Annotated in this window: 16 protein-coding genes; 3 read left to right on the top strand and 13 right to left on the bottom strand. The window is 71.1% G+C overall.

Annotated elements, in window-relative coordinates:
* Positions 1-24: 24 nt before the first annotated feature.
* The 5 genes from AN215_RS20900 to argS form a co-directional block, all read right to left on the bottom strand.
* Positions 25-1032, bottom strand: coding sequence for a 1-aminocyclopropane-1-carboxylate deaminase (locus AN215_RS20900; protein WP_070008796.1), 1008 nt, complete (start codon positions 1030-1032; stop codon positions 25-27).
* Between the two features lie 87 nt (positions 1033-1119).
* Positions 1120-1809, bottom strand: a complete 690-nt coding sequence (locus tag AN215_RS20905; protein ID WP_070008797.1) for a GntR family transcriptional regulator — start codon at positions 1807-1809, stop codon at positions 1120-1122.
* A gap of 184 nt (positions 1810-1993) precedes the next feature.
* On the bottom strand, positions 1994-2797 hold the full coding sequence (locus AN215_RS20910; RefSeq protein WP_070008798.1) for an SAM-dependent methyltransferase: 804 nt from the start codon (positions 2795-2797) through the stop codon (positions 1994-1996).
* Between the two features lie 215 nt (positions 2798-3012).
* Entirely contained in the window at positions 3013-4515 is a 1503-nt protein-coding gene (locus AN215_RS20915; RefSeq protein ID WP_070008799.1) for an FAD-binding protein, read from the bottom strand.
* A gap of 168 nt (positions 4516-4683) precedes the next feature.
* Positions 4684-6459, bottom strand: coding sequence for an arginine--tRNA ligase (argS, locus tag AN215_RS20920; protein WP_070008800.1), 1776 nt, complete (start codon positions 6457-6459; stop codon positions 4684-4686).
* A 176-nt stretch (positions 6460-6635) separates the two neighbouring features.
* Between argS and lysS the strand changes: the two genes are divergently transcribed.
* Entirely contained in the window at positions 6636-8396 is a 1761-nt protein-coding gene (lysS, locus tag AN215_RS20925) for a lysine--tRNA ligase (protein ID WP_070008801.1), read from the top strand.
* Between the two features lie 75 nt (positions 8397-8471).
* Here lysS and AN215_RS20930 read toward each other — a convergent pair whose 3' ends face one another.
* From AN215_RS20930 to AN215_RS20965, 8 genes are all read right to left on the bottom strand, one after another.
* Positions 8472-10061: a DUF2637 domain-containing protein gene (locus AN215_RS20930; protein WP_079123479.1), complete on the bottom strand. Its 1590-nt coding sequence runs from the start codon at positions 10059-10061 to the stop codon at positions 8472-8474.
* Between the two features lie 127 nt (positions 10062-10188).
* Positions 10189-10902: a DUF3558 family protein gene (locus AN215_RS20935; protein WP_070008803.1), complete on the bottom strand. Its 714-nt coding sequence runs from the start codon at positions 10900-10902 to the stop codon at positions 10189-10191.
* 27 nt (positions 10903-10929) lie between these two features.
* Complete coding sequence (locus AN215_RS20940) at positions 10930-11874, bottom strand: hypothetical protein (RefSeq protein WP_079123290.1); 945 nt, start codon at positions 11872-11874, stop codon at positions 10930-10932.
* Between the two features lie 269 nt (positions 11875-12143).
* Positions 12144-12938, bottom strand: coding sequence for an SDR family NAD(P)-dependent oxidoreductase (locus tag AN215_RS20945; protein WP_070008805.1), 795 nt, complete (start codon positions 12936-12938; stop codon positions 12144-12146).
* Positions 12939-13013: 75 nt separating this feature from the next.
* A complete protein-coding gene (locus tag AN215_RS20950; RefSeq protein WP_070008806.1) occupies positions 13014-13349 on the bottom strand; it encodes a YnfA family protein in 336 nt (111 codons plus the stop codon).
* A gap of 97 nt (positions 13350-13446) precedes the next feature.
* On the bottom strand, positions 13447-14985 hold the full coding sequence (locus tag AN215_RS20955; protein ID WP_070008807.1) for an FAD-dependent oxidoreductase: 1539 nt from the start codon (positions 14983-14985) through the stop codon (positions 13447-13449).
* A 337-nt stretch (positions 14986-15322) separates the two neighbouring features.
* On the bottom strand, positions 15323-16048 hold the full coding sequence (locus tag AN215_RS20960) for a helix-turn-helix domain-containing protein (RefSeq protein WP_141743601.1): 726 nt from the start codon (positions 16046-16048) through the stop codon (positions 15323-15325).
* Positions 16049-16088: 40 nt separating this feature from the next.
* Positions 16089-17885: an L-lactate permease gene (locus AN215_RS20965; RefSeq protein ID WP_070008808.1), complete on the bottom strand. Its 1797-nt coding sequence runs from the start codon at positions 17883-17885 to the stop codon at positions 16089-16091.
* 200 nt (positions 17886-18085) lie between these two features.
* Between AN215_RS20965 and AN215_RS20970 the strand changes: the two genes are divergently transcribed.
* Together AN215_RS20970 and AN215_RS20975 are read left to right on the top strand one after the other, a co-directional pair.
* Positions 18086-18829 carry a FadR/GntR family transcriptional regulator gene (locus AN215_RS20970; protein ID WP_070008809.1) on the top strand — a complete coding sequence of 248 codons (744 nt, stop codon included), beginning with the start codon at positions 18086-18088 and terminating at the stop codon, positions 18827-18829.
* Between the two features lie 76 nt (positions 18830-18905).
* The gene (locus AN215_RS20975) at positions 18906-19556 is read left to right on the top strand and encodes a TetR/AcrR family transcriptional regulator (protein WP_079123292.1); all 651 of its coding nucleotides are present in this window, start codon (positions 18906-18908) and stop codon (positions 19554-19556) included.
* Positions 19557-19581: the final 25 nt, after the last annotated feature.

Below are 19581 nucleotides of genomic sequence, written 5' to 3' on the forward strand. Positions count from 1 at the left end.
ACGACGTGTCAGTCGTGGTCCCTGTCAGGGGAAGACGCCGCTGTAGGCGTTGAGCGCGGGCTGGCCGCCGAGATGGGCGAACAGGACGTTCGAGTCGGCGGGGATGTCCCGTTCCCGTACGAGGTCAATGAGCCCGGCCATCGACTTGCCCTCGTACACCGGGTCGAGGATCACGCCTTCCAGACGGCCCGTCAGCCGGACGGCGTCCAGCGTGGACTGCACCGGGATGCCGTAGACGTCCCCCGCCCACCCTTCCAGCACGGTGATCTCGTCGCCGCGCAGTTCCCGGTCCAGGCCGATGCGGCCCGCGGTGTCACGGGCGATCTTCTCCACCTGCGCCCGGGTCTCGTCGATCTTCGCGGAGGCGTCGACGCCCAGGACGCGGCGGGGACGGTCCTGGCCCGCGAAGCCGGCGATCATGCCCGCATGGGTGCTGCCGGTGACGCTGCACACGACGACCGTGTCGAAGAAGACGCCCAGTTCGCGTTCCTGCCGCCGCACCTCGTGCGCCCACGCGGCGAAGCCCAGACCGCCCAGAGGGTGGTCCGAGGCGCCGGCGGGGATCGCGTACGGCGTGCCTCCCGCGGCCCTCACGTCCTCGAGCGCCTGGTGCCAGCTGTCCTTGAAGCCGATGCCGAATCCGGCGTCCACCAGGCGCACGTCGGCGCCCATGATGCGGGACAGCAGGATGTTGCCGACCTTGTCGGCCACCGGGTCGGGCCAGTCCACCCAGCTCTCCTGGACCAGCACGGCCTTCAGGCCCGCACGGGCGGCAGCGGCGGCCACCTGACGGGTGTGGTTGGACTGGACTCCGCCGATGCTCACCAGGGTGTCGGCGCCCTGGGCGAGGGCGTCCGGAAGCAGGTACTCCAGCTTGCGGGTCTTGTTCCCGCCGAAGGCGAGCCCGCTGTTGCAGTCCTCCCGCTTGGCCCAGATCCGGGCCCCGCCGAGACGGTCGCTGAGCCGGTCCAGCGGATGGACGGGGCTGGGCCCGAACAGCAGGGGATAACGCTCGAACGATTCGAGGGACATGGGGTGGCTCTCCTTCGCGGGACCGGGGGGTGACCGGGGGTGGTCACCAAGGGAGGAGCGGGGGCATGAGCGGGGGCATGGGAGGGGTCATCCGTCGGTGCCGTCGCCGTCGTCGTCCGGCAGGGCGGTGTCGAGCACGGCGGCCAGCGTCTGCCAGTTGGCACGGGCGGCGGCAGCGGCGCCGTCGACGTCGCCGGCCTCGCAGAGCTCGATGATGCGGTTGTGCTGTGCGACCGAACTCCGCCCGCTCAGCGACGAGAAGCGCACCCGTTCCAGGCGCCGCAGCACCGGCGTGAACTGCTCCAGCACGGAGCGCACTGCGGGATTGGCGCACGCGGTGACCGCGACGCCGTGGAAGTCGTCGTCCGCGCGGACCGCGGCGTCGACGTCGCCGCGTCGCAGGGAGTCGGCGAAGCGCGCGTTGGCGTCCCGCATGGCACCGAGTTCGGCCGCGGACAGGTTGGGCAGCGCCTCGCGGACGGCGAGTTCGTGCATGGCGGCCGTCACGGACTGGGCGGCACGTGCGGCACGTACGTCCAGCGGGCTGACCATGGTGTAGCGGCCGGGCTTCGTCCGCACCAGCCCTGCCTGTTCCAGACGGGCCATGGCCTCCCGCACCGGGGTACGGCTGACGCCCAGCCACGCCACCAGCTCCGCGTCGCTCAGCCGTTCACCCGGTGCGAGCGTTCCGTCGACGATCGCGTCGCGGATCGCCCGGTAGGCGTTCTCCCTCAGCAGGGATCTGGAGACGAGTCCCCGGCTCTGTGGAATCGGCATGCAATATATTGCACGTCGCATGATGCCGAACGTCAAGAGTCCGCCGTCATGAAGCCGTGTAGCCGGAGCGCGGCTGCCGCACCGGGCGTCACCCGCACGATTACGGGGACGAGGCCGCCCGCCCGGCGGTCCCGTCCCCGTCCCCGTACAGCGTCGTCAGGAGAGTCTCAGGGGGTTCAGAGGCTCAGGGCTTCCTTCCGATGCCGGCGTAGAAGAAGGCGTCCTCGTCGGTGATGCCGGACTCACCGTCGGGGCGCCAGCGGTGCGTGGTGGTCAGGCCCGGCTCGATGAGTTCCGTGCCCTCGAAGAAGCGCATGATCTCGGACTTGGTGCGTATCTGCGCCGGTGTGCCGCTCTGCCGGTAGACCTCGACCGCCTTCTGCGCGGCGGGGTTGAAGTCCGGGGTGGCGTGCGAGAGCACCAGGAAGCTGCCCGGGGCCAGCCGGTCGACCATCGAATGCACGATCTGCAGCGGGCCGTCCTCGTCCGGGAGGAAGTGCGTGACCGCGAGCATCGACAGCGCCACGGGCTTGTCCAGGTCGACGGTCGAGCGGAGCTCGGCGTCCTCCAGGACGGCGTCGTGCCGCAGGTCCGCGTGTACGTAGGCGGTGCGGCCCTGCGGGCTGCTGAGCGTCAGGGCGTCGGTGTACTCCAGCACGGTCGGGTCGTTGTCCGCGTAGACCACGCGTGCTTCCGGGGCCACCTCCTGGGCGACCTGGTGGAGGTTGGGCTCGGTGGGGATGCCGGTGCCGATGTCGACGAACTGCCGCACCCCGTACTCGGAGGCGAGGGTGCGCGTGGCGCGGTGCATGAAGTCCCGGTTGGCGCGGGCACCCGTCACGATGAAGGGGAAGACCTCCTTCACCTTCTCGGCCGCCTCCTGGTCGACGGGATACCAGTCCTTGCCGCCGAGGTAGTAGTCGTACATCCGGGCCGAGTGGGCCCTGCTGGTGTCTATCTGCGCGGGCCGTTCGCCGGAACCGGTCATCGCTGTGCTTCCTCTTCTGCCGCTGCCTGTACGGGGGCGGGCGGTGCCGGGCAATCACGTTCCGTGCCTGGCCGGTTCGTCAACAGCCCTTTTTCGCAGCCGAGTTGAAAGTATCAGAGCGATGGTTGCGTATTGAAGATCCCTGACCGGCAGACCTGCGGCGCAGAGCCGGGAGGTCTGCCGGCCGGGGTGCCGGTACCCGGGCGGTCAGCCGGTCAGAAGATGCCCTGGCCCGGGGCGAGGATGCCCGCCGGGTCGTATCGCCGGCGGGCCGCCGCCAGGGCAGGCCAGGCGCGCCCGAAGTGGTCCCGCCAGTCCTGCCGCCGGAAGGGGATGGAGCCCACCGGATACTGCTTGCCGCCCGCGTCCCGCACCGTCTCGTAGGCCGCGCGGTTGGCGGCGAGCAGCCGCCGGACGGTCGCGGGGTCGTCCGGCGGGCCGGTGCGCAGCACGGCGAGCAGGTACGGAACCGGGTCGTCCGGCATCCGCAGAAGCGGCGTGCGCAGCAGCTCCCGGCGCATGGGGTAGAGCAGTACGACGCCGCTGCTGCCGACGTCCTCCGGCTTGAGACCGCCGAGGATGCCGGACGCCAGGGACTCCACGGAGGCCGACGGCAGAAGCAGGTTCAGCCAGGGGTGCGGGTCGTCCCAGAGGCCTTGCTCCTTCTGTTCGGCGACGGAGGGGGCGAGCCGGTCCAGGAACGCGTAGTAGTCGAGAGTGTCCGCGGTCATGCCCGCGCTCTCGAAGCGCAGGCCCGCCAGCAGCTCCTCGTCGTCCGGCTCGGGGCCTGCTGGGGGGCCGTAGGCGACGGCCTCCAGCACGTGCACGCGGAAGGCCCCGGTCTCGTCAGGGAGAACCAGCCCCTCGACGTAGTCGAAGCGGCGCTCGGCGATCAGCCGCCGCTGGTCCTCCAGGAACACCTCCAGCTCCGCGTACGGCAGTTGGAAGTGGCGCACCGTCCTCGGCGCGCGTACGAGGCGCAGCGTGGCGCCCACGACGACGGCGCACTGGCCGAGGCCCGCCCGTACCGCGTCGAAGAGATCCGCGTGCCGCGTGGCCGAGCAGCTGACCAACTCGCCCGCGCCTGTGACCACTTGGAGCTCGGTGACGGTGTCCGTCTGGGCGCCGTGCCGGTGGGTCTGGCCGCCGAGACCGCCGACCGAGAGAGTGCCGCCGACGGAGAGTTCGAGATAGTCGGTGAAGACCGGTGGCGTGAGCCCGTGCCGCAGCGTGGACTTGGCGACCGAGCTCCAGCGGGCGCCCGCTCCGACGGTCACCTCACGTTTCCGGACGGGGCCGATGTGCTTCAGCGGGCCGGTCTCGATCACCAGTCCGCCCTCGGTCTGCGCCTGCCCGTACGTCGCGTGCCCCTGGCCGCGCGGCGCCACGGGAATGCGGTGCTTGCGGCAGAAGCGGACCATCACCACGACGTCGTCGACGGACCCGGGTCGCAGAACCGCCGCCGGGCGCCGGTGGACGATGTGCCCGAAGTCCTCGGCGGCGGCGTCGCGCGAGGCGTCGTCGGTGAGCAACTCGCCGTCCAGGGGCGGCACATGGTCGAATCCGCCGTCGGCGGGCCGCCGGGGCGCGGTGCGTTCGGTGGCCCAGGCGCGCGCCGAGGGGTCGAATCCGACGACCGCCGCGGCGGTGGCCAGGCCGTACAGGGCAGCGGTCCGTCTGGACGGTTCCGGGCTTTCCGAGTGCGGTTCCGAGCGCATGGGCGTCCTCCTGATGCGGCGTCAGCGGGTGTCTCCCGGCCGTGGATGCTACTTCGGGGGAGGTGACGGCGCGCCAGGTTCACCGGGACTTACGGCACAAATGGTGCCGTTGCGGGCGCATCAGGCCGTGCGTACGACCGGCTGGATGCGCCCGCCCGGCGGGCCGGGTCAGAGTCGCTCGGGTGTGCGGATGCCGAGCAGGGTCATGCCCTGGCGGAGCGTGCGGGCGGTGAGGTCGCACAGGAAGAGCCGGTTCTGCACCAACTGCGGTGTCTCGGCCTTCAGCACCGGGCAGTTCTCGTAGAACGGGCTGTAGAGCGTGGCCAGTTCGTACAGGTACGCGGCCAGCTTGTGCGGTTCGTAGGTCGCGGCCACCGCTGCGAGCGTGTCGCCGAACTCGTCCAGGTGCAGCGCCAGCGCGCGCTCTGCCGGCTCCAGCTCCACCGTCGGATGCACCTGCGGCTTCTCGTCGCCCGCCTTGCGGAAGATCGACTGGATGCGCGCGTAGGCGTACTGGAGATAGACGCTCGTGTCGCCCTGCAGGGAGACCATCCGGTCCAGGTCGAAGACGTAGTCCCTGGTCATGGAGTTGGACAGGTCCGCGTACTTGACCGCGCCGATGCCGACCTGCGCGGCACGCTCCCGGATCTCGTCCTCCGTGAGGTCCTGCGCCTTCTCCCGTACGACGAGAGCCGCCCGCTGGGTCGCCTCCTCCAGCAGGTCGACCAGCCGCACGGACTCGCCCGCGCGGGTCTTGAACGGCTTGCCGTCCTTGCCGAGGACCGTGCCGAACGCAAGCTGCCGGGCGGCGCCTTCGGGGAGCCAGCCGGCCCGCTGCGCGGTCTCGAAGACCATGCGGAAGTGCAGGGCCTGGCGGGCGTCCACCACATACAGCACGGTGTCGGCCTCGAGGGTGCCGATGCGGTCGCGGATGGCCGCCAGGTCGGTGGCGGCGTAGCCGAAGCCGCCGTTGGACTTCTGCACGATCAGCGGGGTGGGCGTGCCGTCGGGGCCCTTCACGTCGTCGAAGAAGACGCACAGGGCGCCCTCGGAGCGCACGGCCACGCCGGAGGACTCCAGGTCCCGCACGACGGCCTGGAGGCCGTCGTTGTAGGCGCTCTCGCCGACGATGTCCTCGTCCCTGATCTCGACGTCGAGCGTCTCGTAGACACCTTGGAAGTACGTCTTCGACTCGTCGACGATCTTGTGCCAGAGGGTGAGGGACTCCTCGTCGCCCGACTGCAGCAGCACGACCCGGTCGCGGGCACGGGTCTTGAACGCCTCGTCGGACTCGAAGAGCGAATAGGCGGACTTGTACAGCCGGTTGAGGCGGGCCATCGCAGCCTCGCCCTGGTCCTTCGCGTCCGCGGCGTCCGACTCGTGGTCCAACTCGTGCGGATGCTCGACCAGATACTGGATGAGCATGCCGAACTGGGTGCCCCAGTCGCCGATGTGGTGGCGCCGGACCACCTTCTCACCGCGGAATTCGAGGATCTGCGTGACCGCGTCGCCGATGACCGTCGAGCGCAGGTGGCCGACGTGCATCTCCTTCGCCACGTTCGGCTGCGAGTAGTCGATCACCGTGGTGCCGGGCCGCTCGGCGTACGGAACGCCCAGCCGCTCGTCGTCGGAGCGCGCGGCGAGGTTGCGCAGGACGGCCGCGTCCCTCACTCCGATGTTGACGAAGCCGGGGCCCGAGACCTCGACGGAGCCGATCTCCTCGTTGGGCGGCAGGCTCTCCACGACCTGCCCGGCCAGCTCGCGCGGGTTCGCCTTGAGCCGCTTCGCGAGCGCCAGCATGCCGTTGGCCTGGAAGTCCGCCCGGTCGCTGCGCCGCAGCATGGGGTCGATCCACTCTGCGGGGGTGTCCTGCGGAAGAGCGGCCGAGACGGCCTCCGCGAGGCGCATGTGGAGCGTGGCGGCGAGCGAGGGGACCGAGGGCATGAATGCGAGCCGTTCCGTACGTGGGTGGCTGGGTCGGAATCCGAGTATTTCACGCGGGTCCGCCCGCCGTCGCAGCAGTATTCGGTGTGAAACGCGGCCCGGCTCAGTGGGAGAATGGGCCCCGCAGGCTCGGCAGAGCAGAGAGAAGAGAGAGAAGAGAGAAGGAAGTGCCGGAAGTGGCTCAGACCACCACCGAGACCGACTGGGTCTCCCGTATCGCCGATGACGTCGTCGCCGAGGCGGAGCGTCGCGCGCCGGGGAAACCAGTGGTCTGCGCCTCCGGTCTCTCGCCCTCCGGCCCGATCCACCTGGGCAATCTGCGCGAGGTCATGGTTCCGCACCTGGTCGCCGACGAGATCAAGCGGCGCGGTGTCCCCTGCGAGCACATCATCTCCTGGGACGACTACGACCGGTTCCGCAAGGTGCCCGCCGGCGTCGAGGGCGTCGACTCCTCGTGGGACGAGCACATCGGCAGGCCGCTGACCTCCGTGCCCGCGCCTCCCGGCAGCCCGTACGGAAGCTGGGGCGAGCACTTCAAGGCGGCGATGGCGGACTCCCTCGCCGAGCTCGGCGTCGAGTACCGCGGCATCAGCCAGACGGAGATGTACACCTCGGGCGCCTACCGCGAGCAGATCCTTTTCGCGATGCGTGAACGCGAGCGCATCGACGCCGTGCTGGACCGCTACCGGACGCTGGACAAGGCCGCGTCGGCGCCCGGCGGCAAGAAGCAGCAGCAGAAGAAGCAGAAGCAGGGCGAGCCGGACGCCGCAGAGATCGAGGCCGCGGAGGGCTCCGGAGCCGCCGCCGAGGACGACGGCTCGGGCACGGGCGCCGGTGAGTACTACCCGTACAAGCCGTACTGCACGGCCTGCGGCCGGGACACGACGAAGGTGACGGCCTACGACGACGCGACGACCGAGCTGACCTACGTGTGCGGCACTTGCGGACACACCGAGAGGGTGCTGCTGAGCGAGTTCGACCACGGCAAGCTCGTCTGGAAGGTCGACTGGCCGATGCGCTGGGCGTACGAGGGCGTGGTCTTCGAGCCGAGCGGCGTCGACCACCAGTCGCCCGGTTCGTCCTTCGTCGTCGGCGGGCAGCTGGTGAAGGAGATCTTCGGCGCCGAGCAGCCCATCGGGCCGATGTACGCGTTCGTCGGCATCAGCGGCATGGCCAAGATGTCGTCGTCGAAGGGCGGAGTGCCCACCCCGGCCGACGCGCTGGAGATTATGGAGGCTCCGCTGCTGCGCTGGCTCTACGCGCGCCGCCGCCCGAACCAGTCCTTCAAGGTCGCCTTCGACCAGGAGATCCAGCGCACCTACGACGAGTGGGACGCCCTGGAGCGCAAGCTCGCCGCGGGCAGCGCGCAGCCCGCCGACGCCGCCGCGCATCTGCGTGCCTCCTCGACGGCCGCCGGGCCGCTGCCGGCGACGCCGCGTCCGCTGCCGTACCGCACGCTGGCGTCCGTGGCGGACGTGACAGCGGGCAACGACGAGCAGACGCTGCGGATCCTCACCGAGCTGGACCCGGAGCGTCCGGTTCGTTCGCTCGATGAGGTGAGGCCGCGGCTCGACCGCGCGCAGCGCTGGATCACCACGCAGGTCCCGGCGGAGCAGCGCACGCGCGTACGGGACGAGCCGGACACCGCGCTGCTGGAGTCGCTGGACGACGCTCAGCGCGAGTCGCTGCGGCTGCTGCTGGACGGGCTGGACGGCCACTGGTCACTGGAGGGCCTGACCCAGCTCGTGTACGGGGTACCGAAGGTGCAGGCGGGCATCGACCCCGAGGCGAAGCCGACGCCCGAACTGAAGGTGGCCCAGCGCTCGTTCTTCGCGCTGGTCTACAAGCTGCTCGTGGGCAGCGAGACCGGCCCGCGGCTGCCCACGCTGCTGCTGGCGGTGGGGACGGACCGGGTGCGCAAGCTGCTCGGCGCCTGACTCAGGCCGGGCGGCCGGGGGCCCGGCACAGGCTCGCCGCGGGTCCGTGCGGCCGGCCGGGTTGCCGGTCGGCCGTCAGCCCGCGAGGCCCATCTCGGTGTTGTAGCGCTCCCTGAACTCCCGCAGATAGCCACGCAGATAGGCCTCGCCGAGCAGTGTGCCGTCGGCGTTGGTCACGCCGTGGCGCTCGTGCAGATCGCGGGAGAGCTGGCGTGCGTTGGGGAAGCCGCCCTGTGACGCGATGAACTGACGGTAGGCGGAGAAGTAGAACTCCTCGCGCGGCACTCCGTCCGGTATGCCGACCGGCTGTGCGTCGTCGGAGCCGGAGGCCGCCGGAGGGGCGGGATCGCGTTCGGTGGCGTACTGGTAGTCGTCCGCTGCGGCTACGTCGGATCCGGGCTCGATGAACAACTGCTGTTCCTGGGCCCGTTGGGGCGGCAGATAGGCGGGTCCGTTGCCGCCGCCGGGTGCGTTGGAACTGCCGAGCGCGCGGCGGCGGCCCGGGCCGACCGGAACGGTGACCTGGGGACCGGAGGGCTGCGTCTCGGCGGCGTAGGTGTATTCGGGGGCGGTCGCCTGCTGCGGCTGCGCCTCCTGCTGCGGCGGTGGTGCTGCCGCGGCGGGTTCCGGCCGCCGCGTCTCTTCCGGCGCCAACTGGTCGTAGAGGACCTGCTGTTCGGGCTGCGGGCGCTGCTCCGGCCCGGCGCGGTCCGGACGCTCCGCGTACTCCTGCGGCTGCGCGTACTCCTGCGGCTGCGCGTACTCCGGGCGTTCGCGTTCCCCGGGCTCCTCGTACCGCTTCCGCAAGGTGCGTTCCCGCTGCTCCGGTTGCCGGTTCCCGCGCTCGTGCCCCTGCTCGTACTCGTACCCCTGCTCGTACACCTGCTCCTGCTCATCCGCCTCCGGCGCCGCCCCCGCCGTGAGCGCCGCGCGCCGCCGTCCGCCGGCGGGGGCCGCCGTGCCCGTGCCCGTACGCGTCAGGGTCGCCGGTGCCTCGATGCCCGCGGCCGCCAGCCCGGACGGCCCGGTCTCGGCGAGCGGTACGCCGTAACGCGCGAGCTTGAGCGGCATCAGCGACTCCACCGGAGCCTTGCGCCGCCAGCCGCGCCCGTAGTGGGCCTGGAGCCGGGCCTCGTAGACGAGCCGCTCCTGTTCCATGCGGATGACCTCGTCGTAACTGCGCAGCTCCCACAGCTTCATGCGCCGCCACAGCCGGAAGGTGGAGGGGAACGCGAGCAGCCAGCGCGAGATCCGCACGCCCTCCATGTGCTTGTCGGCGGTGATGTCCGCGATCCGTCCGATCGCGTGCCGCGCGGCCTCGACCGAGACGACGAAGAGGACGGGGATCACCGCGTGCATGCCGACGCCGAGTGCGTCCGGCCAGGCGGCGGCGCCGTTGAAGGCGATGGTTGCCGCGGTGAGCAGCCACGCCGTCTGGCGCAGCAGCGGGAACGGTATGCGGATCCAGGTGAGCAGCAGGTCCAGCGCGAGCAGTACGACGATGCCCGCGTCGATGCCGATGGGGAAGAACGGGGCGAAGGCGCCGAAGCCCTTCCGTGCGGCGAGATCGCGCACGGCGGCGAAGGATCCGGCGAACCCGATGGCGGCGATCGTCACGGCACCGACGACCACCACCGCGACCAATATGCGGTGTGTACGAGTCAGTTGTACGGCCTGCACTGGAGTTGTCCCCCACCCTTGGAAACCTGCGCGGCGCACCAGACTGGCACATGCGTCAAGTCCCCGCCGCACGGGTGTGCGGCGGGGCCGGCGCCGGGAGGGGCACCGAGCGTCACTTGAGGGAAGCGACCGCTTCCTTGGCCGCCTTGTCGGCGTTCTTCTTCAACTCGTCCGCACCGGGGGTCTTGCCGCTCTCGAAACCGGCGCCGGCGTAGTCCACCGTCACGACGACGTTCGCGGTCTGTACGACGAGACGGTGCTCGCGGAAGTTCTCGGACTTGTCGCCGTCCTTCTTCTCCACCTCGTAGCTGAGGGCGGTCGCCTTGTCGCCGATGCCGCTGACCGGAGAGGACTTCAGGCCCTTGTTGGACTTCTCCGCCTGCAGGGCGTCGGCCTGCTGCTTGAGGAACGCGCCGGCCAGTTTGTCGCCGGAGCCGCGCGAGGAGTCGGACTCGAAGCGCTTGAGGGAGACGGTCAGCTGCCGGTAGTCGAACTTGTCCAGGCCGCTCCACAGGCAGCTGCCGGAGTCCTGGGTGTTGCCCGACCCGATCCGCTTGCCCGAGGCGTTCTCCGTCTTCGGCGTCAGCTCCTTGACGGTGTCCTTGGAGAGCGTCTTGCAGGCGTCCGGGAGCTCCTTGAACTTGACCGGAGCCGCGCTCGGCGCGCTGTCGCCCTGCTCGGACGAGGCCGAACCGCCGTTCTCGCCACCGGAGTCGGAGGAGCAGCCCGCCACGAGCAGTGCGGGAAGGGCGACTGCCGCGCAGGCGAGCGTCCGGGCGAGACGCGGTGATCGTCGCTGTGGGGTTCGCTGTGCGTTACGGGGCATGATTCCTTCGCTTCCAGTCTGTCTGCGTCAGTTGTCATCGAAGCCGGCAGCGAGCTCTGCGGCCACGCTACGGGCCTTCTCCTGCAACTCGGCGCTGTCCGGGGTACGCCGCTTGTCGGTGAGCCACTGGTCGTACTTGACGGTGGCGATCACGTTCCCGCTTCGGAACACGACCGTGATGTCGCGGTGGACTCCCGAGTCGCCGGTGTCCAGTTGGTCGTCGATGTAGGCGCCGTCCCCGAGGCCGTCGAGCTTACGAGGGGAGAGATCCTCGTCCTGGGGCTGAGACGACTCGGCGGCATCTCCGGGTTCGCCTGGAGCCTGGGAGCCGTTGTCGGATTCATCACTCCCGCCGTCGCCCCCGCTCCCGTTGTCCGCGCTCTCGCTCTCGTCGCCGCTCTTGCCGTCGCCGCTGCCGTCGCCGTCGCCCTCGGCGGAGTCGTCGGCGCTGCTGTCCTCGCCGCCGCCTTCGGCGTCCTCGGGCGGTGGGCTGCTCTCGTCGTCGGTCGGGATCTCGGCCTGGCCCGCGCGCTCGTCGTACAGCAGTTGCGCCTGCTCGTCGTCGCTCACGGCCGGGTCGTAGGACACGACGCGTTCCAGGTCGACGGTGAGGTGGCGGCTGGCGAGGCTGGTGGCGCTCTTCCAGCGGCAGCCCACGCGCCGGTCGGTGTCGTAGGTGACGGTGGCCTCGCCCTCGTACGGTGAGGCCTTCTCGTCGTCCGTGCCCTTGCCCGAAGCGCTGCTCGCGGCCGTGTCCTCGGCCGCCTCGGCTCCGGGGAGCAGCTTCTTCAGCGTCTCCACGCCGACGGCTCCGCACGGCTCCGGGAGCGTGCTGTATCTGCCGGGCTCGGCCGGGGGCGCGGCGGAGGAGGAGGTGCCGGGCTTGGTGTCCTCGCCGTCACCCTCGTCGGACGACCCGGTGCAGGCGGTGAGGCCTCCGGAGAGCATGACGGCCAGCGCGACGCCGGTCACATACGTCCTTGCCCTCCGCTGCACTGTCCTGCCTCCTGCTCGGCTCTGCTGCCGTCCGGTCGAAGCGTCCCGCCACCGTGACGGGGCCACGGAAGACAATGTCTACCGCACGCACGGCGGGGCCGTCCGTCCCCGTGGCGTTTATGTTGCGCGAAGTCCCGCTTTTCCGTTTCGCGCACTTGGTGCGTCTTCTTGCGTTCTGTCCGTGAGCGGGCGGAGTGAGATGCCCTACACGGAACCCGGGGCGCTCGTCGCGGCGGCGGGGAGCCTCAGCGTTCGCGGTGGACCTTGGTGTTGGACGCCTGCGCACGCGGACGTACGACCAGCAGGTCGACGTTGACGTGCGGCGGGCGGGTCACGGTCCAGGCGATCGTGTCGGCGACGTCCTCCGCGGTCAGCGGCTCGGCGACGCCTTCGTAGACCTTGGCGGCCCGGGCGGCGTCACCGCGGAAGCGGGTGAGGGCGAACTCGTCGGTCTTCACCATGCCGGGTGCGATCTCGATGACGCGTACGGGCTCCCCGCACAGCTCCAGGCGCAGGGTCTCGGCCAGCACGTGGGCGCCGTGCTTGGCGGCGACGTAGCCGCCCCCGCCCTCGTACGTGGCGTGCGCCGCGGTGGAGGAGACGACCACGACCGTTCCTCCGCCGGACGTGGGGGCACCGCCCGGGCCGTCGGGCCCGGGGGGAGCCTGGGCCAGCGCCGGCAGCAGGGCCTGGGTGAGGTGGAGTACGCCGAGGACGTTGACCTCGTACATCTTGCGCCAGTCCGCCGGGTCGGCGGTGGCGACAGGGTCCGTACCGAGGGCGCCGCCCGCGTTGTTGACGAGGACGTCGCAGCGGTCCAAGCCCGCCGCGAAGGCGTCGACGGCCGCGCGGTCGGTGACGTCGAGCGGGAGGGCCACCGCTTCGTGGCCCGCGTCGGTCAACTCGGCCGCCAGAGCGTCGATCCGGTCCTGACGCCTGGCGGTGAGCACGACCCGGTAGCCGGCTGCGGCCAGTTGGCGTGCGGTGGCGGCGCCGATGCCACTGCTGGCGCCGCTGATGACGGCAGTGCGGTTGCTCATGGCCAAAGGCTACGTCGTGCCGCCGCACGCCGGCCGAGGAGCCGTCTGCTGCTGGGGGAGCCGGGTGCGGTCGTCTCAGTGGCCGCGCGGTGCGTACATGATCACCGCGACTCCGGCGAGGCAGATCAACGCGCCCGTCACGTCCCAGCGGTCGGGCCGGAACCCGTCGACCGCCATGCCCCACGCGAGAGAACCGGCGACGAAGACGCCTCCGTACGCGGCGAGGATGCGCCCGAAGTGGGCGTCCGGCTGGAGCGTGGCCACGAAGCCGTAGATCCCCAGGGCGATCACGCCGGCCCCGATCCAGGCCCAGCCGCGGTGTTCGCGCACGCCCTGCCAGACGAGCCATGCCCCGCCGATCTCCATGAGCGCCGCGAAGAGGAACAGGGCGACGGAGCGGGCGATGAGCATGACCGCAGGCTACGCGAGGGCGGGCGGGAGTCAGCCGGCCGTTCGGAGCCCTCCCCGGCATCGCCGGCGCCCCTTCCCGCAATGCCGGGGAGTCCCGCTATGCCGCGGAGTCCCGCTCCGCCACGGCCCGCACCGCCGGCGAACCGGTCCACTGCGTCAGCGCCTGGCGCAGCCCCTGCGGGTCCGGCCTGTCGCTCGCCCAGGCGATGTGGCCGTCAGGCCGGATCAGCAAGGTCCGCTTGCCGACGGCCGCCGAACGCACATGGACCGTACGGTCGTCGGCCTCCGTGCTCGTGTCCGGAGGCGGCGCGCCGAGCGGTGAGACGAGGACGAACGCGCCCCCGCGCAGCGCCTCGTAGAGCCGCCCCGAGGCGAGCGGCAGATCCGGCACCCGCTTTCCGGCGAGCGGGTGGGAGCCGCGGGGTGAGGGGTAGGAGATCCCGATGCCGGAGACCATGCGCACGCCGCGACTCGTCAACGGGCGTACGCGGCTGAGGACTTCGGCACCCACGGAGCGCAGCGCACGCCCGGCGGGGGAGTGCGCGAGCGCGAGCCGGATGATGGCGCCGCTCATCCGCAGAACGAGAGTGCCCACCGGGTGCCGTTCGCTGTCGTACGTCTCCAGCAGGGTCGCCGGGGAGTGGCCGCGGAGCACCGCCGAGAGCTTCCAGGTGAGGTTGGCCGCGTCCTGCAGCCCGGTGTTCATGCCCATGCCGCCGGCCGGCGAGTGGACGTGGGCTGCGTCTCCGGCGAGGAAGACACGGCCCACCTGGTAGCGCGGCGCCTGCCGTTCGTCGCTGTGGAAACGGGACATCCAGCGGGGGTCGTGCATTCCGTGGTCGGAGCCCAGCGCCCGCACCGCGAGCTCCCTGACCTCCTCCAGATCCGGCACCTCCCCGTACGGGAGCTGCCGGTGGCGGTTCCAGCCCGCGACCCGGTAGTAGCCGTCGCCGAAGCCCGCGATGAGGGCGAAGGCGTCCTTCGTCGCGTTGACGAGGAAGGGGGTGGCGGGAGGATCGGTCAGCCGTACGTCGGCGAGCACGATGGAGCGGACGACGGACTTGCCGGGGAAGGGCAGGCCGAGCAGTTCGCGGACGGTGCTGTGCACGCCGTCGCTGCCGATGACGTACGGGGCGCGCAGCGTCCGGAGCTCTTCCGCCGGGGCTCCCGGCGCGCCCGCCGCCGTGACGTCGGCCTCGACGCCGGAGCCGTCCTGACGCAGCTCCACGACCTCCGTGCCGTACAGGAACGTCACTCCGGCCTTTCGGGCACGCCGCTCAAGCAGCCGCTCCACCTCGAACTGCCCTGTGACCAGCACGAACGGAAACCGGCTCGGCAGCTGCGAAGGATCGAGCACCGCGCGCCCGAAGAGGCCGAGCGACTGCATCCGCGCGCCTGTGCCGACCAGTTCGTCCGCCAGGCCCCGGGTGTCCATCTGTTCCAGGGTGCGGGCGTGCACGACGAGCGCGCGGGAGAGGTTGCTGACGGTCTCGTCGCGCCGCTCGACCAGAGTGACCGCGTGCCCGGCCTCGGCGAGATCCCCTGCGGCCATCAGACCGGTGGGCCCGGCGCCCACGACGAGCACGTCGGGGGCGTGGCCCGCCTCAGGTGCCTTCCCGGTCCCGCTGCTTGCCATGGAGTCCTCCCCGTGGTGTGCGGATGCGACGTGCCTGGCGCGGGTCAACGCCCGTTGGCACCACGGTAGGAGGGGCCGTCGCAGACGTCAACACATGTTGGCCCACAAGTGTTGACGTGGGTACGGGTCGTACGGACCGGAACGGGGAACGACGCTCCGGCGTCCGGAACAAGGCGTGCGGCCACGGCGGTTGGCCGGCCGGAAACCGGCTCGGGTGAGCCAGGGCACGGGGCAAGGGGCAAGGGGCAATGCGGCCCAGGCCAAGGGGGAATGCGGCGTCAGGCCGCCCGGTGCGTCGGCCCGAGCATCGCCCGTGGCGCCGCACGGCGCGCCCCGTTCAGGCGTCCAGCCGCGCGCAGAACAGGTCCACCAGCCGCGCGAGGAAGGCCCGGCCCTCTTCGCCGGGCTCCATGGAGATCGTCCCGCCGCCCCAGTCCACCGTGCCGACCATGTCCTGGTACTCGGAGTGCAGGTGGTGCAGGATCCCGCTGACGCGGGCCCTGCGCAGGTCGAGGAGCTTGCACACGGGCTGTACGTACGGCTGCCAGCGGGTCGTGACCGCCCGCAGCAGCAACTCGCCCAGCTCGGCACCCTGTCCGTTGATGTCCAGCCGCGCGCGGAGCGGCAACGCCAGCGCGTCCCCGAGCAGTTCGGCCTGGCGGTCGGTCAGCTGCCACTGGCCGCCGCGCTCCATCTCCTCGTACTCGGACGGGTGGAGGCCCAGCCGCAGGGCCATGTCGAACGCGGAGACCCCGCGGGCGAGGCGGTGCTGGTGGACGCTGCTGAGCGACCCCATCAAGTCGCCGACGGAGCACCACAGCACACCCGCCAGCGCGGTCAACTCCCGCTCCCCGGGGCTCTGGTCGCCCGACTCCCAGCTGAGCACGGTCAGCGGGGTGACCTGGACCCCGTAGGCGCTGAGCATCGTGGCCGCGACGTCCTCGGCCCGCATCCCGAGGGCCTGGCGCGTGCTGCGCGCGGCCTCCCGGTTGAACGCGGGCCTGCGAGGATCGGATGACGTGTACTGGGACAAGCGGTCCACTTCTTCGGTCGGCTTCCTCACGGCGCAGCTCCGGCCAGAAGGTCAAAGGATGTCAAAGGTCCTAGCCCAGCGTCCAGGCCAGGATGCCGGACTGTGCATAGATCAACACGCAGAGAACAAACAGGAGTCCGAGGCTCCACTTGAGCGTCGCGCGCAGCAGCTCCGACTCCTGTCCCGCGCAGCCGACCGCCGTGGCCGCGATGGTGAGGTTCTGAGGGCTGATCATCTTTCCGACGACGCCGCCGGAGGTGTTGCCCGCGACCAGCAGCGTCGGATCGAGCCCGGCTCCCTTGGCGGCGGCGAACTGCAGGCTGGCGAAGAGGGCGTTGGACGAGGTGTCGGAACCCGTCACCGCGGTCCCGAACCAGCCGAGCACCGGCGAGAGCAGCGCGAGCGCGCTCCCGCTCCCGGCTATCCAGGTGCCGATCGTGATGGTCTGCCCCGACAGGTTCATCGCGTACGCGAGCGCGAGCACGGACGCGACGGTGAGCAGCGCGGTGCGCAGCTTGACCAGGGTCGCCCCGAACTCCCGTAGCGCCACCTGCGGTTCGATACGGAGGACCAGCGCCGTGAGCAGGCCGGAGAGCAGCAGGAGAGTGCCCGGCGACGAAAGCCAGGCGAGGTTGTAGACGGTGGAGTCGACCTCGTTGCCGTTGACCGTGAGCAGCATCCCGTCGAGCCCGGGCCACGGGACGGCGATGTCCGTGTCGCCGAGGAACTCCTTGACGGGCGTCCACAGCTGGGCCACGGAGAACACCGAGATGACGATGATGTACGGGGCGAAGGCCGTGGCCAGCCGCTTGCCGTCGGTCTCCGGCCGTACGGAAGGCGCTCCGTGGGCCCCCCGACCTGAGTGGGCCCCGCCTCCGCCGCCGCGGGCAGCCCGCGTCACGGGCATCGTGTGTCCGCCCGGACCGCCGCCGTGGTGCTGCTGCCGGCTGCCGTGGACACCCCCGCCGTTGCCGGGACTTCCCTGGCCGCCGGGGCCTGCGGCACCGGATCCGCCGCCGTCGCGGAGCAGTTCGGCCTTCGCCTGCTCGGTGCCGCGCGGCTGCCAGAACCGCAGGAAGACGACCGCCGCCACGAGACTGGCGAGCGAGGTGATGATGTCGGTCAGTTCGACCGAGATGAAGTTCGAGCTGACGAACTGGACGACTGCGAAGGTCACGCCGCACACGATCGCGACCGGCCAGATCTGGCGCAGCCCCCGTACCCCGTCCACCAGCAGCGTCAGCAGCAGCGGCACCACGAGCGCGAGCACCGGCACCTGGCGGCCGACGTACTCGCCGATCTCGGTGTACGGGATCTTGGTCAGCTCGCCCGCGGTGATGACGGGGATGCCCATGGCGCCGAAGGCGACGGGCACCGTGTTGGCCACGAGCACCGTGACCGCGGCGCGGAACGGCGGGAAGCCCAGCGCGATGAGCATGATCCCGGTGATCGCCACGGGCGCGCCGAACCCGGCGAGCGCCTCCAGCAGGGCGCCGAAGCAGAAGGCGAGCACCACCGCGAGGACGCGCGGATCGTCGCTGATCAGCCGCAGGGACTGGCGAAGATCCTCGAACGTCCCGCTCACGACCGTCAGTTGGTACAGCCAGATCGCCGTGACGAGGATCCAGCCGATGGGGAAGAGGCCGAAGACCGCGCCCTCGCTCGCGGTGAGGACAGCCAGCTTGAACGGCATCCCGTACACGGTGACGGCGATGGCGACGGCGACCGCGAGGGCGCTGAGACCTGCCCAGTGGGCTCTGACGCGAGCCGCTCCGAGCAGGAGGAACAGAGTGAGCAGCGGCACGGTGGCCACGAGGGCCGACAGCGCGAGGCCACCGGAGAGCGGAGAGAGCGCGGGCTGATACAAGGGGATCCCCGTACAGATTTGGTCAGACCATGCGATGAAGCTGCCACACACTATGAAGAGCTCAACTCGCTGTCCAGAGAACGCACATGACTTTTGGTCGGACCAAACCACGGGCGGTTGGGTTACGCTCGCCGCGACCGCGCCGTCCCGGTTGCGCTCGGGGGCGGGTGGATCTGCGTCGCGGATATGGGAGGGGTTTCATGACGGGGCAGGACGACTGGGAACCCGTAGCCCGTTCACGCACGTACGAGCTGGTGCTCACCAGGATCGAGCAGCTCATCCTCGACGGACGGCTCAGGGTGGGCGACCGGCTGCCGCCCGAGCGGGAGTTGAGCGAGATGCTCGGCGTGAGCAGGGCGGCGATCCGGGAGGCGCTGCGCGTGCTGGAGGCCCAGGGGGCGCTGCGTCCGCGGGTCGGCACGGGGCCCGACTCGGGGAACGTGATCGCGGCCATGCCCGACGCCGGGCTCACCCAGTTCCTGAGGCTGCACATCGCGCTGGCGCACTTCCCCCTCGACGACGTCGTCGAGGCGCGTGCCGTGCTGGAGCGGTCCAGCGCGAGGCTCGCCGCCGAGCGCGCCAAGGAAGAGGACCTCGCCCGGATGCGCGAACAGCTCGACCGCATGGACGCCGTCGGGCTGCCGCGCGAGGTGTTCAACGACTGCGACACCGACTTCCACGTGGCGATCGCGGAGGCCGCCGGCAACCGTCTGGTCGCCGATCTGACCGTCTCCGTGCGCAACGCGGTCCGCCAGACCCTGCTGACGGTCTTCCACCGGGTCGAGGACTGGGAGGCAGTCGCCGCGCGGCTGCGCGCGGAGCACCGGGCGATCTACGACGCCGTCGCGGCCGGGGAGGCCGAGCGCGCCGGTGAGGCGGTGGAGGCGCACATCCGCTCCGTGCACCGGGACATCGTCATCCCGTCCCTGTCGCCCGTCCCCTGAGAGACCCTGCCCTCGGCGTGCAGGACGGCCGGGAGCGGCCTGGCGTGTCAACGAGTGTTGGCCTACATTCGTTGACATGGAGGACGAAGCGAAGCCCGGGCCCGCACGGGAGGCGGACGCCGGGGCGGCGGCGCACCTCGCGGTCTCCGCGCAGGTCGCTACGGACGGCAGGCCGCCCCGCCGCTCCGATTCGACACGGGCGGCGATCCTTCGCGCGGCGCGCGAGCGCTTCGCCTCGGACGGATACGAGCGGGCGACGATCCGCGCCGTGGCGCGCGACGCGGCCATCGACCCGTCGATGGTCATGCGCTACTTCGGCAACAAGGAGGGCCTGTTCGCCGCTGCCTCCGAGATCGACCTCCGGCTGCCGGAGCTGACCGTCGTCCCCGCCGACGAGGCCGGCACCCGTCTCGTACGCCACTTCCTGGAGCGCTGGGAGGGGGACGAGACGCTGAACGCCCTGGTGCGCGTGGGCGTAACCAACCCCGCGGGAGCCGAGCGGGTCCATTCCGTCTTCCGCGACCAGGTCGCCCCCGTGGTGGCCTCGGTGTGCCCCGATCCGCAACAGGTGCCGGTGCGGGCCGCGTTGGTGGCCTCGCAGATCCTGGGTATGGCCGTGAGCCGTTACGTGCTGAGGCTGCCGCCCGCGGCGGCGCTGACGCACGAGGAGATCGTGAACTGGCTCGGACCGACGGTCCAGCGGTATCTCACGGCTGAGGGGCCGTAGCACCCGGAGCATCCCGGAGTGCTCA

It is taken from the genome of Streptomyces abyssalis (genome assembly GCF_001751365.1).
Taxonomy (GTDB): domain Bacteria; phylum Actinomycetota; class Actinomycetes; order Streptomycetales; family Streptomycetaceae; genus Streptomyces; species Streptomyces abyssalis.

Coding starts and splice junctions, on each gene's coding strand:
- AN215_RS20900 (WP_070008796.1), bottom strand. CDS start 1,032: ATGTCCCTCGAATCGTTCGAGCGTTATCCCCTGCTGTTCGGGCCCAGC.
- AN215_RS20905 (WP_070008797.1), bottom strand. CDS start 1,809: ATGCCGATTCCACAGAGCCGGGGACTCGTCTCCAGATCCCTGCTGAGG.
- AN215_RS20910 (WP_070008798.1), bottom strand. CDS start 2,797: ATGACCGGTTCCGGCGAACGGCCCGCGCAGATAGACACCAGCAGGGCC.
- AN215_RS20915 (WP_070008799.1), bottom strand. CDS start 4,515: ATGCGCTCGGAACCGCACTCGGAAAGCCCGGAACCGTCCAGACGGACC.
- argS (WP_070008800.1), bottom strand. CDS start 6,459: ATGCCCTCGGTCCCCTCGCTCGCCGCCACGCTCCACATGCGCCTCGCG.
- AN215_RS20935 (WP_070008803.1), bottom strand. CDS start 10,902: ATGCCCCGTAACGCACAGCGAACCCCACAGCGACGATCACCGCGTCTC.
- AN215_RS20945 (WP_070008805.1), bottom strand. CDS start 12,938: ATGAGCAACCGCACTGCCGTCATCAGCGGCGCCAGCAGTGGCATCGGC.
- AN215_RS20950 (WP_070008806.1), bottom strand. CDS start 13,349: ATGCTCATCGCCCGCTCCGTCGCCCTGTTCCTCTTCGCGGCGCTCATG.
- AN215_RS20955 (WP_070008807.1), bottom strand. CDS start 14,985: ATGGCAAGCAGCGGGACCGGGAAGGCACCTGAGGCGGGCCACGCCCCC.
- AN215_RS20970 (WP_070008809.1), top strand. CDS start 18,086: ATGACGGGGCAGGACGACTGGGAACCCGTAGCCCGTTCACGCACGTAC.
- AN215_RS20975 (WP_079123292.1), top strand. CDS start 18,906: ATGGAGGACGAAGCGAAGCCCGGGCCCGCACGGGAGGCGGACGCCGGG.